This window comes from Microbulbifer maximicatervae (SeqCode), assembly GCF_056231245.1.
On record NZ_CP174334.1, the window covers coordinates 936642 to 952000 of the forward strand.

General features: G+C 55.5%; 14 protein-coding genes and 1 tRNA gene. 5 read left to right on the top strand and 10 right to left on the bottom strand.

Going from position 1 to position 15359, the window contains the following annotated elements; all coding sequences use genetic code 11:
* Positions 1-10: 10 nt before the first annotated feature.
* The 7 genes from pth to ACJJIS_RS04065 form a co-directional block, all read right to left on the bottom strand.
* Complete coding sequence (pth, locus tag ACJJIS_RS04035) at positions 11-607, bottom strand: aminoacyl-tRNA hydrolase (protein ID WP_444892988.1); 597 nt, start codon at positions 605-607, stop codon at positions 11-13.
* A gap of 5 nt (positions 608-612) precedes the next feature.
* Complete coding sequence (locus ACJJIS_RS04040; protein WP_413663073.1) at positions 613-1233, bottom strand: 50S ribosomal protein L25/general stress protein Ctc; 621 nt, start codon at positions 1231-1233, stop codon at positions 613-615.
* 189 nt (positions 1234-1422) lie between these two features.
* Positions 1423-2352 (bottom strand): ribose-phosphate pyrophosphokinase, encoded by a 930-nt coding sequence (locus tag ACJJIS_RS04045; protein WP_475710331.1) that lies wholly within the window; start codon positions 2350-2352, stop codon positions 1423-1425.
* Between the two features lie 355 nt (positions 2353-2707).
* Positions 2708-2782 (bottom strand) — tRNA-Gln (locus ACJJIS_RS04050).
* Between the two features lie 11 nt (positions 2783-2793).
* Complete coding sequence (gene ispE / locus ACJJIS_RS04055; protein ID WP_475709536.1) at positions 2794-3699, bottom strand: 4-(cytidine 5'-diphospho)-2-C-methyl-D-erythritol kinase; 906 nt, start codon at positions 3697-3699, stop codon at positions 2794-2796.
* 86 nt (positions 3700-3785) lie between these two features.
* Complete coding sequence (lolB, locus tag ACJJIS_RS04060) at positions 3786-4433, bottom strand: lipoprotein insertase outer membrane protein LolB (protein ID WP_475709537.1); 648 nt, start codon at positions 4431-4433, stop codon at positions 3786-3788.
* Positions 4417-6234: a tetratricopeptide repeat protein gene (locus ACJJIS_RS04065; protein WP_475709538.1), complete on the bottom strand. Its 1818-nt coding sequence runs from the start codon at positions 6232-6234 to the stop codon at positions 4417-4419. Before ACJJIS_RS04065 ends, lolB begins: the two co-directional genes overlap by 17 nt.
* Before the next feature lie 237 nt (positions 6235-6471).
* Between ACJJIS_RS04065 and hemA the strand changes: the two genes are divergently transcribed.
* Genes hemA through ACJJIS_RS04085 form a run of 4 tightly spaced genes read left to right on the top strand, consistent with a single transcriptional unit; the run spans position 6472 to position 10648 of the window.
* On the top strand, positions 6472-7749 hold the full coding sequence (gene hemA, locus ACJJIS_RS04070; RefSeq protein WP_282933939.1) for a glutamyl-tRNA reductase: 1278 nt from the start codon (positions 6472-6474) through the stop codon (positions 7747-7749).
* Positions 7746-8828 carry a peptide chain release factor 1 gene (gene prfA / locus ACJJIS_RS04075; protein WP_282933938.1) on the top strand — a complete coding sequence of 361 codons (1083 nt, stop codon included), beginning with the start codon at positions 7746-7748 and terminating at the stop codon, positions 8826-8828. Before hemA ends, prfA begins: the two co-directional genes overlap by 4 nt.
* Before the next feature lie 50 nt (positions 8829-8878).
* Complete coding sequence (gene prmC / locus ACJJIS_RS04080; protein WP_444925732.1) at positions 8879-9706, top strand: peptide chain release factor N(5)-glutamine methyltransferase; 828 nt, start codon at positions 8879-8881, stop codon at positions 9704-9706.
* 42 nt (positions 9707-9748) lie between these two features.
* Positions 9749-10648 carry a cation diffusion facilitator family transporter gene (locus tag ACJJIS_RS04085; protein ID WP_444892994.1) on the top strand — a complete coding sequence of 300 codons (900 nt, stop codon included), beginning with the start codon at positions 9749-9751 and terminating at the stop codon, positions 10646-10648.
* Positions 10649-10659: 11 nt separating this feature from the next.
* Here the strand turns inward: ACJJIS_RS04085 and ACJJIS_RS04090 are convergent, their stop codons facing one another.
* The 3 genes from ACJJIS_RS04090 to ACJJIS_RS04100 all read right to left on the bottom strand — a co-directional run bounded on the left by ACJJIS_RS04090 (position 10660) and on the right by ACJJIS_RS04100 (position 14564).
* Positions 10660-12126, bottom strand: a complete 1467-nt coding sequence (locus tag ACJJIS_RS04090) for a succinylglutamate desuccinylase (protein WP_444915717.1) — start codon at positions 12124-12126, stop codon at positions 10660-10662.
* 121 nt (positions 12127-12247) lie between these two features.
* Positions 12248-13678, bottom strand: coding sequence for an MATE family efflux transporter (locus ACJJIS_RS04095; protein ID WP_475709539.1), 1431 nt, complete (start codon positions 13676-13678; stop codon positions 12248-12250).
* Positions 13679-13850: 172 nt separating this feature from the next.
* Entirely contained in the window at positions 13851-14564 is a 714-nt protein-coding gene (locus ACJJIS_RS04100; protein WP_444933985.1) for an alpha/beta fold hydrolase, read from the bottom strand.
* Between the two features lie 132 nt (positions 14565-14696).
* Between ACJJIS_RS04100 and ACJJIS_RS04105 the strand changes: the two genes are divergently transcribed.
* On the top strand, positions 14697-15326 hold the full coding sequence (locus ACJJIS_RS04105; protein WP_475709540.1) for an HvfX family Cu-binding RiPP maturation protein: 630 nt from the start codon (positions 14697-14699) through the stop codon (positions 15324-15326).
* Positions 15327-15359 lie beyond the last annotated feature (33 nt).

Genomic DNA, 15359 nt, shown 5'->3' on the forward strand with positions numbered 1-15359 from the left:
CGGGTGGGATCTATTTGTTGGTGTGCAGCGTTTTCATGGCTGCGCCCCAGTCGCCGGAAGCGGCGGTGGGCAGAACGTCGATCGAGCGATCGATCGCATCAGCCAGTGTTTCCTGTTCCGCCCTGGGGGCTCGCTGGAGTACAAACCGGGCCACTTCGCTCGAGCTGCCGGGGTGGCCAATGCCGAGTCGCAGGCGCATAAAGTTTCGGTTGTTGCCCAGTGCGGCAATGATATCCCGCAGGCCGTTGTGTCCGCCGTGACCGCCGCCGGCTTTCAGGCGCGCGATACCGGGGGCCAGGTCCAGCTCATCGTGAGCGACCAGAATGGCTTCCGGGGGAATCTTGAAGAAGTTCGCCAGTGGGCCGACAGATTGGCCACTGCGATTCATGTAGGTGGTGGGAATCAGCAGCCGGATATCCTGGCTGCCGACCCGCACACGGCCAGTGAGGCCGTGATATTTGCTGTCGAGGCTGAGCTGGGTGCCTTGTTGGCGGGCCAGCTCGACAACAAAGTCGGCACCGGCGTTGTGTCGCGTCCGATCGTATTCCGGTCCGGGGTTTCCCAGGCCGACAATCAACTGGATCGGAGTATCCGGTGCCGCAGCCAAGGCGATTACTCTTCGCCTTCGCCAGCTTCGGCTTCAGCTTCTACAGCGCCGCGAGGCTTGTGGATAGAAGCTACAACCAGGTCGTGGTCTGCACCGTGGCTCAGTGCCACAGACTCAACACCTTCCGGCAGTTTCAGGTCGGAGATGTGCAGTACGCCGTCCATTTCCAGGTCGGCCAGGTCCACTTCGATGAACTCAGGCAGCTTGCCGGCAGGAGCGTTAACTTCCAGCTCGGTCAGGGTGTGGGAAACGATACCGCCAGCCTTAACACCTTTGCTGCTCTCTTCGTTCAGGAAGTGCAGAGGTACTTTAACGTGTACTTTGGTGTTGGCAGATACGCGCTGGAAGTCGATGTGCAGCAGCAGGGCTTTAGCCGGGTGACGCTGCAGGTCGCGCAGGATAACTTTCTCTTCTTTGCCGTCTACGTCAACAGTCAGCATGGAGGAGAAGAAAGCTTCGTTTTCCAGAGCTTTGGTCAGGTCTTTGTGCAGCACGGAGATAGAAGCAGGCTCTGCTTCACCGCCGTAGATGATACCGGGTACACGGCCTTCCAGGCGACGCAGGCGGCGGCTCGCACCTTTCCCTTCATCGCTGCGGGCAATGGCGTTCAATTTAATATCAGACATGGGATAAACCTCGGGTTGTCTGTCCAGAGTGACCTGCGACCGGACCGCTCTGGCATGGATGTTAAATGGGCACTGGGCCCAAAAGTAATTGCCCGGCAGTGCCGGGCGGGCGCGTATTCTACGGGAATCAGCGCTAAAGGCAAAGTGCCCCGGTATACGGGGCGCAGGGATACCTTGACCGGCAAGCTCCTAGCGGAACATTGCGGACAGGGATTCCTCATTGCTGATACGGCGCATGGACTCGGCCAGCATTGCAGACAGGGTCAGCTGGCGAATTTTTGGTGCCTTCTCCATTTTGTCACCCAGGGGGATGGAGTCGGTAACCACCAGCTCATCCAGAACGGAGTTGTTCAGGTTGGTGATGGCGTTGCCGGACAGTACCGGGTGGGTACAGTAGGCGACAACTTTCTCGGCGCCGTGCTCTTTCAGGGCGTTGGCGGCGTTACACAGGGTGCCGGCGGTGTCGACCATGTCGTCTACCAGCAGGCAGGTGCGGCCGTTGACTTCACCGATAATATTCATGACTTCGGCAACATTGGCGGCTGGACGGCGCTTATCGATAATGGCCAGGTCGCAGTCGAGGCTCTTGGCCACGGCGCGGGCGCGCACAACACCGCCGATATCCGGGGATACCACCACCAGGTTCTGGTACTTCTGGCGCTCGATATCGTCGAGCAGGACAGAGGAGCCGTAAACGTTATCCACAGGAACGTCGAAGAAGCCCTGGATCTGTTCCGCGTGCAGGTCGACGGTTAATACGCGGTCGATACCTACGCTCACCATCATATCGGCAACCACTTTTGCGGAAATCGGCACGCGTTGGGATCTTACGCGGCGATCCTGGCGGGCGTAGCCAAAGTAGGGGACTACAGCGGTAACGCGGCCGGCGGAGGCACGGCGCAGGGCGTCTACCAGCAGGATCAGTTCCATCAGGTTGCGGTTGGTGGGTTGGCAGGTGGATTGCACCACGAAAACGTCGCGGCCGCGCACGTTATCGGTAATTTCTACTGCAATCTCGCCGTCGGAGAAGCGCTTGACCGTGGCTTCACCCAGGGGGATCGCCATATGGTCGACAACCTTCTGTGCCAGTTCCGGGTTTGCGTTGCCGGTAAAGACCATTAAGTCAGCCACTGCGAGTTCCTTTAATTCTGTCTTGAAGTGAATTGAAGTGTAGATGCCTGCATATTTGCTAGCAGTCAGGGTTTTTGCTGCAACACTTTTGCGTTGAGCGGCGCACTGTTGCGCGGATAAAAACAGGGGTTTGGCCACAGTTTTTTTCCTTGCTCAACGGGTTGCTCTGGGTGCGTGCTCGCACAACCATCGGGCGCTTGCACTCAAGCCTGCCTTCAGGATTCTTTAAAAATTGGGGGGTGGCTCTGTAAAGCCCTGTGCGAATGGCCTGGGCCGGCTGGATCAGCGTAGACTGAATCATGTCGGAACCGGTTTTTGACTGTGCCATTGCATATAAAGAAAGTGGCTGGGGCGGAAGGATTCGAACCTTCGCATGACGGGATCAAAACCCGCTGCCTTACCGCTTGGCTACGCCCCAGTAATGTTTCCTCAAAAATCTGAGGAGATTTTCGCTAGCGCTTGATGTGTCGGTGAAACCAATACACCCGCGGCTGTAAAACCCTGCCACGCTTCAGGCAGTTTGGCGTGTGCCTCAGTGGCCGCCTCTGCCGTAGGGAATGCTGCAAAAACGCAGCCCCCGGTGCCGGTGAGTTGTGCTGGAGCAAATTGCTCGAGCCATTCTCTGGCATCGCGTATTTCAGGGTAGAGCCTCTCAACTAATGGCTGGCAGTCATTGCCGGAAAATGTTTCCAGTTTTTCGCTGCCGAGTCGCATCTCGTTGGCCTGCTCCTCGCGAAGGGCCGCTAATGTAATTGCGACTGAATCTCTTGTCAAACGTGAATCGCGAAAAATTTTTGCAGTGCTCACTTCGCAACCAGTTGAGACAACCAGGTAGTGGCGTTGCTCGGTGGTTATTGGGGTTAATTTTTCACCAACCCCTTCCGCCCAAGCGGTGCGCCCCCGCACAAAAACTGGAACATCCGCGCCCAATTGCCGCCCCAGCTCCGCCAGTTTATCGATCGATAAATTGCACTGCCATAAGTGGTTGAGCCCGAGCAAAGTGGTGGCGGCATCGCTACTGCCTCCACCGATGCCGCCGCCGTGAGGCAACTTCTTTATCAACCGAATAGAGGCGCCGAGAGAATTTTGTCGGTCCGGCTCAGCTTGTTTGCGCAGTAATTGAGCTGCGCGATAAACCAGGTTGTCCTCTTCAGCCACATCCAGCTGGCCTGCATCGACACTGACAATGCCATCGCTGCGCTCACTGAATTCCAATAAGTCGCCGAAATCGAGAAGTTGGAACAGGGTTTGTAACTCGTGATAGCCATCCGGGCGACGGCCGAGAATGCGCAGAATCAGGTTGAGTTTTGCTGGGGCGGGCAGGGTTAGCAGCATGAGGCAAAAAGACGTCAATCAATTACAGGGTCACCATAATACCTGCATGCTGCGATTTGGGCATTGGCAGAGTTATGTGAAACTCTCTACAAACCCCAGTCTTTAATCACCAGGGTGACGGATACCGGGCCAGTAGGACTGTTGGTTTGTGCTTTGATCCGGGTTGGCAGCATAAAGGGGCCTTCGCTGCGATATTCACTAAAACTCAAGGCCCAGCCGGATTGTTGCAGGCTTTGCAGCTGGCCCTGGGCGTTGCGCTGCTCGCCACTTTTGGCGCCGGGCGCGGGAAGACCGCGTACCCAGTAGAACATCTCCCGGGCGGGCAGGGGCCAGCCCAGTGCTTCCTGGGTTAGCTGTGCCGGGTTGCGCGCATAAACTGGGGGCTCGCTACCGCGCACCAAACTGACGCCACCGGCTGAGCCGGTGATGACGGTGGTACCTGCTCCGAGCGGACCGCTGAGATGCAGGCGAAAATTCTCCGCGCCGCCCTGAAGCCAAGCCAGGTTAGCGCTGCCGTTTTCTTTGGGGGAGCGAACACCCAGTTTGCCCTTGAGATTCCACTGGGTAAATTCAGCGACTGTTTGCGGTGCTGGATTTTGATTTTCAGTTGGGGACCCTGGCTCCGGTTCCTGTTTGGTTTTTTGTCCGGCACAGGCGGAAATCATTATTGCCAGACATGCCAGCAATAACAGATAGAATCTTCGCGCGGTTGTCTTGTCAGCTATCTGATGCATGTTGTTCCAGTGACTCTTTGATTTGTAGGCGCTTCATGGCAGCCGGAATAATTTTGCTGTGGGGATTCAGCAGAAGACCTTTTCTCCACATTTTCATGGCGGCTTCTCTGTTTCCCTGAACCCAGAGTACTTCACCGAGGTGTGCGGCAATTTCGTGGTCGGGCAACTTTTCCATCGCCTGCCGCAGATACTTTTCCGCAGCTTCGTGATTGCCGAGACGGTACTCTATCCACCCCATGCTGTCGATTATTGCCGGGTCCTCAGGCTCGAGTTCCAAAGCGCGGCTAATCAATTGGTAGGCTTCTGTGTGCCGGGATTTATCTTCAATCAGTTTATAGCCGAGCGCGTTGAGAACTGTGGCGTTATCGGGATTTCTTTCCAGCAGGTTTCTCAAGTCCTTTTCGAATTGTTGTGCGTTGCCGAGTTGGTCATGCAGCAGCGCGCGGGTGTACATCAAGCGACCGCTGGTGCTGTTGGTTTGTAGTGCCTCGTCTATTCGCTGCAAAGCCATACTGGCTTCACCACTTTTGCGAAGTAATTCGACCTCCATCAGATAAAAATGTTCTTCCTGAGTGGGGTGTTTTTTTCTCAGTTCAGCAAACCACTCCCGGTTAATGCTGTACTGTCCGAGGCTCGCCAGTAATTCCGTACCGCGAGTAATGGCTTCTACGTAATCACTACCGGGCCCCACTTCGCGGAAATATTTAATTGCATGGGAAAAATCTCCAGATTTTTCTGCAATGCTGCCCAGGTAAAAATAAGCAGCGGATTCGTGCTGCTGTAATTCAAGTAGTTGGGTAAAGAGGACTTTGGCCTCGTCAGTTTGCTCGGTCTCGTACTGAATTAGGGCCAACGACAAAATCAGGTTGCCGTCTTCAGGGCGCTGCTTAACCAGTTCGGCAAACTGCTTGCGAGCCAGGGCCAGGTCCTCCCGAATCAACAGGCGGGCGTACTGAAGGCGCAGGCGGCTCTCGGAGGGATGGATGCCGACGAGTCGTTCGAGAAGGGAAATGGCTTCCTTGCGCTTGCCCTGATCAACCAATAGATGACTTTCCAGCAGTGGTGCATCCAGTTGGTCTGGATGGTGCTCTTGGACGCGGCGCACCAGGGACAGGGCGCGGGCAAATTCCCTTTCGGTGCGCAGTACCATGGCATAGGCGAGCACGACCTCGTCATCGAGGGGATAGACTTTTGCCAGTCGGGCAAACTCCCGCTTGGCTTGTTCCGTGAGTTGCTCGTGCCCAATAGCGGTTGCTGCGAGAGATTGCATGGGTGGGTTGCCGCCGAGTTCCAGGGTTTTACTGGCGTGAATCAGGGCTGTGTGTAAGTCGCCGGACAAAGTCAGCTCGGCTGTGAGGGCCAGCTGTGCATCGGCGTTTTGTGGCTCAAGCTCTACCCATAGCCTGGCTGAATCCAAGGCGGCCTGGCGGGCATTTAAAAAGCGGGCAATGCGTGTAGCGCGGGCGGCAACCCCGGGATCTTTGGTGACCTCCGCCTGGTGGTAGTAATTGGCCAGTGCGACATCGTACTGTTCGCGGATACCGGCGACTTCGGCCACCAGAAGGGTGTAAAAGGTATCAATAGGGAAAGTTTTAGCTTCCGGCCCTTCTGACTCAGTGGTTTCCTTCCCCTTAAGGTTGCTCGGCTCCAGTGCTGTGCTCGCGATTTCTGTAGAGGGGGCTGCCGGCGTCTGGTGCTGGGTACAAGAAGCAAGTATTACGGATACGGCAAGGAATGCGGCAAGCTTGAGCTGGTGGCTGGAAATTCGGGTTGGAAGCTGATGTGCGCGAGGTGGGAGCATAGATCGTGTCCATACGTTACGTTGTCGCTGAAAGCGGGGTATTACTGGCGTGTTTTAAACGATTATCGCCATATAATTCTAGTCGTGAATCGGGTTTGGAACGGTGGTGGGCAGTGGCTCTTGCCAAATCGGCGGGCAATTTTACTGCCTCTTGCGCTTGCAAGGGAGACGGCTGCCTATGAAAATGCGCTCCCAGTGCGGTTTCCGCCTTTTAAGATTTAATGCTAACGGAAGTCTATGCCAATTCTTACCCTGGGTATCAACCACGATAGCGCGTCGGTCGAAGTGCGCGAGCGGGTGGCCTTTGCCCCCGAGGTGATGCCCGGCGCACTGGGAGATGCGCGAAAAGCACTGGGGTGCCGCGAGCTGGCCATCCTGTCTACCTGCAATCGCACCGAAATATACGGAAATGTGGAGTCAGAAGCCCTGTTGCAATGGCTATCTGAATACCACCAAGTGCCCCTGGAGCAGCTCAAGGGCTGTGCCTATGTGTACAGCGATGAAGAAGCGGTACGCCATATGATGCGCGTTGCCTGTGGTCTCGATTCCCTGGTGTTGGGTGAGCCGCAGATCCTCGGCCAGATCAAGTCCGCCTATGCGGTGGCGCGGGAATCCGGCAGTGTTGGCAGTGAACTGCACCGGGTTTTCCAGCGGGTGTTTACCGTCGCCAAGAAGGTTCGCACCGAAACTGCAATCGGTGAAAACCCGGTTTCTGTTGCCTACGCTGCTGTTTCTCTGGCTTCGCGTATCTTCACCGACCTGAAAAAGCAGACTGCCCTGTTGATCGGTGCGGGAGAGACCGTGGAGCTGGTTGCCCGCCATTTGCTCGATCAGGGAATCAAGCAGGTCATTGTTGCCAATCGCACATTGAGCCGGGCCCAGTTGCTCGCAGAGAGCTTTGGTGCCGAGGCAATCCTGCTTGCGGATATCCCCGAGCATCTGGCACGCGCGGATATCGTTATCAGTTCCACCGCGAGCCAGCTGCCGATTCTGGGTAAGGGAGCGGTCGAATCGGCGCTGCGCAAGCGTCGGCACAGCCCCATGTTTATGGTGGATATTGCGGTACCCCGCGATATCGAATCGGAAGTTGGCGAGCTGGATGATGTTTATCTGTATACGGTGGACGATCTGCGTGGGGTTATCGATGAGGGCAAGCGCTCCCGTGAGAAAGCGGCGGAGGCCGCTCAAGAAATCGTAAATGCTGCAGCGGCTGAATTTACCAAAGAGAGCCGCTCTTTGGAGGCTGTGGATAGTATTCGCAGCTACCGGCAGCGAGCCCAGGAAGTGAGCACTTCCGAACTTGAACGGGTACTTTTGCAGCTGGAAAAAGGCGAGGACCCTCGTCGACTGATGGAGCAGCTCGCTCGCTCTCTCACCAATAAATTAATTCATGCACCCACCGTCAGTCTGAAAAAAGCTACGGCGGAGGGTGATATTGAGCGTTTGCGTATCGCTCGCGAGGTCGTTGGGTTGGATGATCTCACCGATATCGATTTAGAGAAAAAGCATCAATGAAAGAATCGTTACTGAATAAACTGGAAACCCTGCTTGAGCGCCATGAGGAAGTATCTGCGCTGTTGGGCGACGCCGACGTAATTGCTGATCAGGATCAATTCCGCGATCTTTCCCGCGAGTATTCTGAGCTGGAAGAAGTGGTTAAATGCTACGGCGCTTACAAACAGTTGCAGGAAGATATGGTCGCGGCTCGGGAGATGCTGGGGGAAGATGACCCGGAAATGCGCGAAATGGCTCAGGAAGAGCTGCGCGAGGCTGAAGGTCAAGTGGAGCCGCTGGAGCGAGAGCTACAGACTTTGCTGTTGCCGCGCGATCCTAACGACAGAAAAAATGTCTTTCTGGAAATTCGCGCAGGAACCGGTGGTGATGAAGCAGCTATTTTCTCCGGTGATCTGTTCCGCATGTACTCTCGCTATGCGGAGAAGCAGGGATGGCGAATAGAAATTGTCAGCGAAAATCTCGGTGAGCACGGCGGTTACAAGGAAATTATCACTCGCGTCGCCGGTGAAGATGTCTACGCAAAATTAAAATTTGAGTCCGGTGCGCACCGGGTACAAAGGGTTCCTGAAACAGAATCCCAGGGTCGTATTCACACTTCGGCTTGTACGGTCGCGGTGATGCCGGAGCCGGATGAGCGCGATGCGATTGAAATTAATAAAGCGGATTTGCGTGTGGATACCTACCGTGCATCCGGTGCCGGTGGTCAGCACGTTAACAAAACCGATTCCGCTGTGCGCTTAACCCATATTCCCACGGGGATTGTGGTGGAGTGTCAGGACGAGCGCTCCCAGCACAAAAACAAAGCCAAGGCGATGGCACTGTTGCAAGCGAAGCTCAATACTGCGCAGGAAACGGCGGCGGCCCAGGAAATTTCCGATGCCCGCCGCAGCCTGGTGGGCAGCGGTGATCGCTCTGAGCGAATCCGTACCTACAACTATCCCCAGGGCCGGGTTACCGATCACCGTATCGGCCTCACTCTCTATAAACTCGATGAGATTATGCAGGGGTCTCTGGGGGAGGTGATCGGGCCATTGCGCACGGAATACCAGGCCGATCAGTTGGCAGCCCTGGCCCAATAAATCCAGATTTTTTACGCCGCCTCGAGCGGCGTTTTTATAGGTTTTTCTCCATGACCAGCGTCAAGGAAAATATCGCACGCTGCGCCCAATTAACCGATAGCGACAGCGCGCGCCTGGATGCAGAGCTTCTGCTCGGCAGTGTGTTGGGGCGCGAGCGCACCTGGCTCTATACCTGGCCGGAATACGAATTGAGTGAAGCTGAGCAAGTGCGCTATGAGCAGTTGCTCCAGCGCCGGCAAGCGGGAGAGCCGGTGGCACACCTTATCGGTGAGCGCGAATTTTGGTCCCTATCGCTAAAGGTGGATTCCTCCACTCTGATCCCCCGCCCGGACACTGAATTGTTGGTGGAGACCGCGCTGGAGTTTTTCCCCCAGGGCAGGTTGCGAGCACTGGACCTGGGCACTGGCACTGGTGCTATTGCACTGGCTCTGGCGTCGGAGCGACCGGGATGGGAAATTATTGCAGCGGAGAAATCACCCGCTGCGGTAGCACTGGCAGAGGAAAACCGGCGCTCCCTCAAGTTGCAAAATGTGCAAGTTATCCAGAGCGATTGGTTTTCTAGTTTGGAGCCACAGCCGTTTTCCCTGATCGTCAGCAACCCTCCCTATATCGATGCATCTGACCCGCACTTGGTGCAGGGCGATGTGCGCTTTGAGCCCCGCACTGCGTTGGTGGCAGAGCGACAGGGTTTGGCAGATATTGAGCATATCGCCACAACCGCTAGTGATTACCTGGAAAACGATGGCTGGCTAATGGTGGAGCACGGTTGGCAGCAAGCCGAGAGCGTGCGGGATATTTTTTCTGCGGCGGGATTGAATATAGTTTCAAGTCGCAGGGATTATTCCGGTTGGGAGCGAATTACCTTAGGGCAAAAATAGTGATACCTGCGGAGCTGCCACAGGGATTTGAGGAGGGAGCCTATGCATGATCATGTCCACCACCGAACCGGCAATGGGGCTTTGCGCCCATTAATTATTGCACTGGTTCTCACTCTCAGTTTTTCCATAGTTGAAGCCATAGGTGGTTGGCTATCTGGCTCCCTGGCATTGCTCGGCGATGCTGCCCATATGCTTACCGATACTTTTGCCTTGGCACTGGGGGCTATTGCCGCAGTACTGGCGAAAAAACCCGCTGATCGGGAATTGTCGTTTGGCTGGGGGCGAGCGGAGGTCTTAGCTGCGGTAACCAACGGCCTGATTATGCTTCTGATCGTGGTCGGTATTTCTTTTATGGCCATTGATAGGTTGCGCAATCCCCAGCCGGTGCATGGCAGTACGGTGATGTTGATTGCAGCCATGGGGTTGCTGATTAATATTCTGGCGGCCTGGGTTTTATTAAAAGGCGAGCGCACGCTCAATATTCGCGGTGCGCTTTTGCATGTGATGGGCGATATGCTGGGCTCTGTCGCGGCACTGGCTTCCGGAGCTGTGATTTATTTTACCGGTTGGGTACCCATCGACCCCCTGCTTTCACTGCTTATTTGCCTGTTAATCCTGGTTTCCTGCGTGCGACTGCTCAGGGATGCGATCGATGTATTGATGGAGCGGGTACCCAGGGAATTGAGCCTTCCGGTTGTGGGCGAGACACTGGCGGCGGTAACCGGGGTGCGCTCTGTGCACGATCTCCATATTTGGCGCTTGGATTCCAGCACTATTTCACTGTCGGCCCATATTGTGGTGGATGACTTACAGGCTTGGCCCAGCGTACTGGAGCGCTTGCGGGAAACCCTGGTCAAGCGCTTCGATATCGATCATATCACCCTTCAACCGGAACCTTTGGCAATGCCCGAAGTGACGGTGATCGATAAAGTCAGTGATTAATAGGTGGGGATTTACTCCTCACCTTCTGTCGGCGGCTGGCGGTTTTCTGGGGTGGCTGGTACTTTACTCTCTGATTTGTCAGCGACCGATTCTTCCGCTACTACTTCCTGGGGCTGGCTGATTTGTTCCTGGGGAGCCTGGATACCGATATGGTAGGCGGCAAACCCCGGTTGCACGACCTGGTTTAATGCCATGCCGAGAATGCGGCCGTTGTGCTCGGAGCGAATTTCTGTGCGTACATTGGTAATAGGGTTGGTTACTGTTCCCAGTAAGTCGCCTTTACGCACAAACTCGCCGAGCTGGACTTCACTAAAGATAACCCCGCCAGTCGATGTCCGCTGCCAGGTGGAGGTGTAGTAAACCGGTTCGGGATCGCCCCAGAGGCGGAATTTACTCACCATACCCAGCTGGTTGAGCAGAGTGCGTATACCTTTCACACTGTGACTTACCGATAGCTCATCCAGCACCATGGGTGCTCCGGCTTCCAGAGTGACGGTGGGGATACCTGCCTCCACAGCGGCGCGGCGCAGGGTACCCTTGGCTCCGGCGCTGTGCAGCACCACAGTGGAGCCAAAACCCTGGGTCATTTTCACTACCTTGGGATTGGTTAAGTCGCCGCGCAACTGTGGCAAGTTGGTGCGATAAAAAGAACCCGTATGTAAGTCCACCACGGCGTTACAGTGGCTGATCACTTCGTGGAAAAATGAATTGGCAATTCGCGAAGCCGAAGAGCCATTGGGATCGCCGGGGAAGTGCCGGTTCAGGTCGCGTCGATCAGTCAGGTAGCGGGAGCCTCGATGGAAGCCTTGCAGATTGACGATGGGTACGCCAATTACCGCACCGCTCAAATGGTCTGCATCCAGGTCGTACATAACCCGCCGCACAGTTTCCACACCGTTCAACTCATCACCGTGCACCGCCGCAGTAAGGCAGAGAACCGGCCCTGGCTTGGCGCCGTTAACCACCAATACAGCGGTGGGGCTATAGACCCCTTCAAAGTGTTGGCTGGGAGACCAGGCCAGGCGTGTAGAGGTCGCAGGGGGAACCTCTGAGCCTAATAATCGCAGAGGCTTGGCCGTCTCGCCCGGAACCAGGGAAATGGTGCCGGGCTCCGGTAATTCGGGTTGAGGTTTAACTGTTTCAGTTTCTTTATCGGCAGTGGGAGCAGTCTCGGTGGGAGCTGCCGGTTTATCCAGTTCCTGAATAGGTTGGTCCAGCTCCAGATTTTCCGCTTGGGGCAGGGAAATTTCTTCAGAACCAGCATCTGTCGACTGGGATTGCTCTTCAGTAGGGGCAGCGTTGGTGGGTGGCCCCAGCTCTGTGATCACCGGTTGGTCCAGCTGCATATTGGCAGCCTGGGGGACCGCTTCTGTCTCTTCGCCAGTGCTGTCATCGGCGCTCAGGGCCTGGGTGGATGAAAGCAGTAAAGCCAGGCTTAGCAGGTGTCGGGTCCTTCGGGAGGATTGGCGCGGGATCATTCGGCACTCCGGTCAACTTCATATATCTGGGTGTGCCGGAGAGCCTTGTGTCCGGCACAGATTGGGACTTTGGAGCGCCAGTATAGTCAATACGTTCCCGAAGAATGTGATACGCGCCGAATTACGCGTATCCGTAGGTTCGCTCGATGGCTTTGCGGCTGGTTCGCCAAAAGCGAATTCCCAGCAGGATTGAAGCCGTTCCCAAGCCGATACAGACACCGGTCCAATAACCGTATACCCCCCAGAAGCTCTCTCCCAGCCAGTAGGCGGTAGAAAGCCCCACCAGCCAGTAGGAAAATAGCTGTATAAACATGGGCGCACTGGTGTCCTTATATCCGCGCAGTGCGCCCCAGGTCATTGCCTGGGTGACATCCACCAGCTGGAATGCGGCACACAGCAATAGCAGGTTGGTGGCCACCGCGATAATTTCTTCATTGCTGGTGTAGGCCTGAACAAACAGGGTGCGCAGGGTAATCAAAAGTACACCGGTGCCCAGTGCGTAGATTAGCCCGCTACTGATGCCCACTTTGCCACAGAAGCGCGCGCGCTTTGGCCGTCCCTGACCGAGTAGTTGGGCGGTGCGGATACTCAGGGCCTGGGCCAGTGCGAGTGCGACCAAGTAAAAAATTGAGCCCACATTCATGCCGATCTGATGGGCGGCGACAATGGCTGCGCCATAGGGGGCAAGCAAAATGGTAAGACTGGCAAAAAAAGTAACTTCACTGGCCGCACCCACACAAATTGGCAGGCCAACTGCGAGTAAGTGGCGCAGGGTTGGCCAGTGGGGGCGAGGCGGTAACATCCTAAGTTTTAGCTTGTGGTAGACCGGATCAGTGTTCGCGTGCCAGAAGAGTGCCAGTGCGATCAGGCAGCTGACCGCTGCGGTAGCCCACCCACATCCCGCTCCTCCCATTGCCGGTATGGGGCCGGCACCAAATACCAAAAGAATATCCAGGGGAATATTTAAAATAGCGGCAGTGATATAGATACGCATTACCGGGCGCACTTGTCCCATACCCTCACAGTAACCGCGCAACGCCGTGCCGAGTGCAAAAGGCAGGGTGCCGACAGTCAGGGCCAGTACATAGCCCTCCATCACTTTGCGAACCGGCTCTTCCGTGTCTATCCAGTGACTCCAGATAGGAACCGCAAGCAGGGCGGAAAACACCAGAATGCCACCGATCAGTGCGATCCACAGCGCCTGGTGTAATTGCCTGGCGCAGCCGGCTTCATCGCGACCACCGCGCAAGTGTGCAACAACCGGGGAGATAGCAGCGAGCAGGCCGATTAGTGTCACTGCGCAAACAGCCCAAATACTGGCTCCCAAGGCGAGCCCGGCGAGACTTACTTCTCCAGCGCGTCCTGCTACCAGAGTATCGACAACTCCCATGCTCACCACAGCCAGGTTACTGACCACCAGGGGGCCTCCCAAGGTGGTTAGGTGCGACAGTTCGGTTTTAGTGGCATTTCGGTAAAGCTTGAACAAAGAAAAACCTGAGCTCTTGTTACTGGTCTCGATAGAGGGTTCTGGGGTCTGGGCTAATTTTGACAAAAAATTAATCCTGCGGGGGATTGTTAACAGGCCCTGGCCTTCGCAAATACAGCTGAAAACGGGCGGTGGGCCAAAATTCGTAGAGGCTTTCAGTCTGCCGGGGGAAGGCGGGGCGGTACTGCAAAAAGGTCCGACATTCTACGGTACAAACGGCGCCTGCGCCCAGTGCTGATTACGGACTTTCCTCAAGTAGTTTGGCCACAATTTCTGCCTTATTAATGATGCAGTCGTGGTTTATTGCTGCCTCCCGATAAACCCACCCGCTTATCCGCTTTGCTTTGCGGCTACTGTAGATGGCTGGCGGGTACTCGGGTTGGGTACAGTGAATAAAAGTGCATGGAGGGCCCTGTTCTGGGGGGCGTTGCAAATGAATCGGGTCCAGTAGTGTTTTGATGGGATGTGGGGTCATACGGCGGTTTAGCCAGCGAATATCATCGGGGTGGGTTATCCCCAGGTCTTCTGGTGGCGGCGGCATAATGCACAGAGTGCCGTCAATATTCTGCGCTTGTTTTAGTCGCTGCTCCTCTATACCGCTGGGGAGCTGTCTACTAAATGGACGCCCCGGCTCAGGAACAGCGCCATCCAGGTAGATTAATCGGTGTACCCGCTCGGGTAGAGCGTCGGCGGCACCGGTTGCGGCCATTCCCCCAAAGCTGTGGCCCACAAGGGTGACTTGCTGCAACTCCTCCCAAAGGATTGTATTGATCAGGTCTTGGATAAAAGTATCCAGGCCAACGGAGGGTGAGAGTAGGTGTTTACGCTCCCCCAGACCACTGTGGGTGGGGGTGAATACTCGATGCCCATTACGCTGCAGGAGGTTGGCGACCCTGCTCCAGCACCAGCCTCCATGAAATAGCCCGTGGACCAGTACGTAAGTTTTCCCCACCAGGTTGCTCTCAAGTTACTTGGGTTCTGCAAGCATAGATGTGCTTTCTGGGGCGCTGAGATAGGGCTGTGTAAGAGTTGGCGATATCACTCGACTAAAGTGAACAAAGACACTGATAAGAGAGTGAGCTAAATGAGTGGAGCTATGAATAGCCTGAGCGGTTGGTACAACTGCTTTGTACATTATGTACGCAAAATAGACTGGCTGGGGCCATTATTACTACGGATTTATTTGGCGCCAATTTTTATCCTGGCCGGTATGAATAAGATGAATAACATCGAAGATGTCGCTGCCTGGTTTGGCAATCCCGATTGGGGCTTGGGGCTTCCAGCGCCGATGTTGATGGCGTGGATAGCTGCCTTGGTGGAATTCTTTGGTGGTATCGCCATCTTGCTGGGCGTAGCGACTCGGTTGGTAGCGATTCCCCTGATGTTTGTGATGGCAGTGGCAGCATTTACGGCCCACTGGGAGAACGGTTGGTCAGCGTTACCGGATAAAACACTGAGTGTGCCCTGGGAATGGCGCAAGGACCTTATTGACGAAGCCTCGGTGCGTAAAGAGAAGATTGTCGGCTTGCTCAAGTTGCACGGCAACTATGAGTGGTTGGTGGAAACTGGAGGAGTGACCATCCTGAAAAATGGTATTGAGTTCGCTGCTACCTACTTCATTATGCTGCTAGCGCTATTTTGTAGTGGGGCAGGGCGGTTTTTCAGTGTGGATTACTGGCTGTGCCGTCACTATAGCGGGCCGAGTGCCACCTAGAGATGGTATACTCGCCGATTATTTGAACATTTG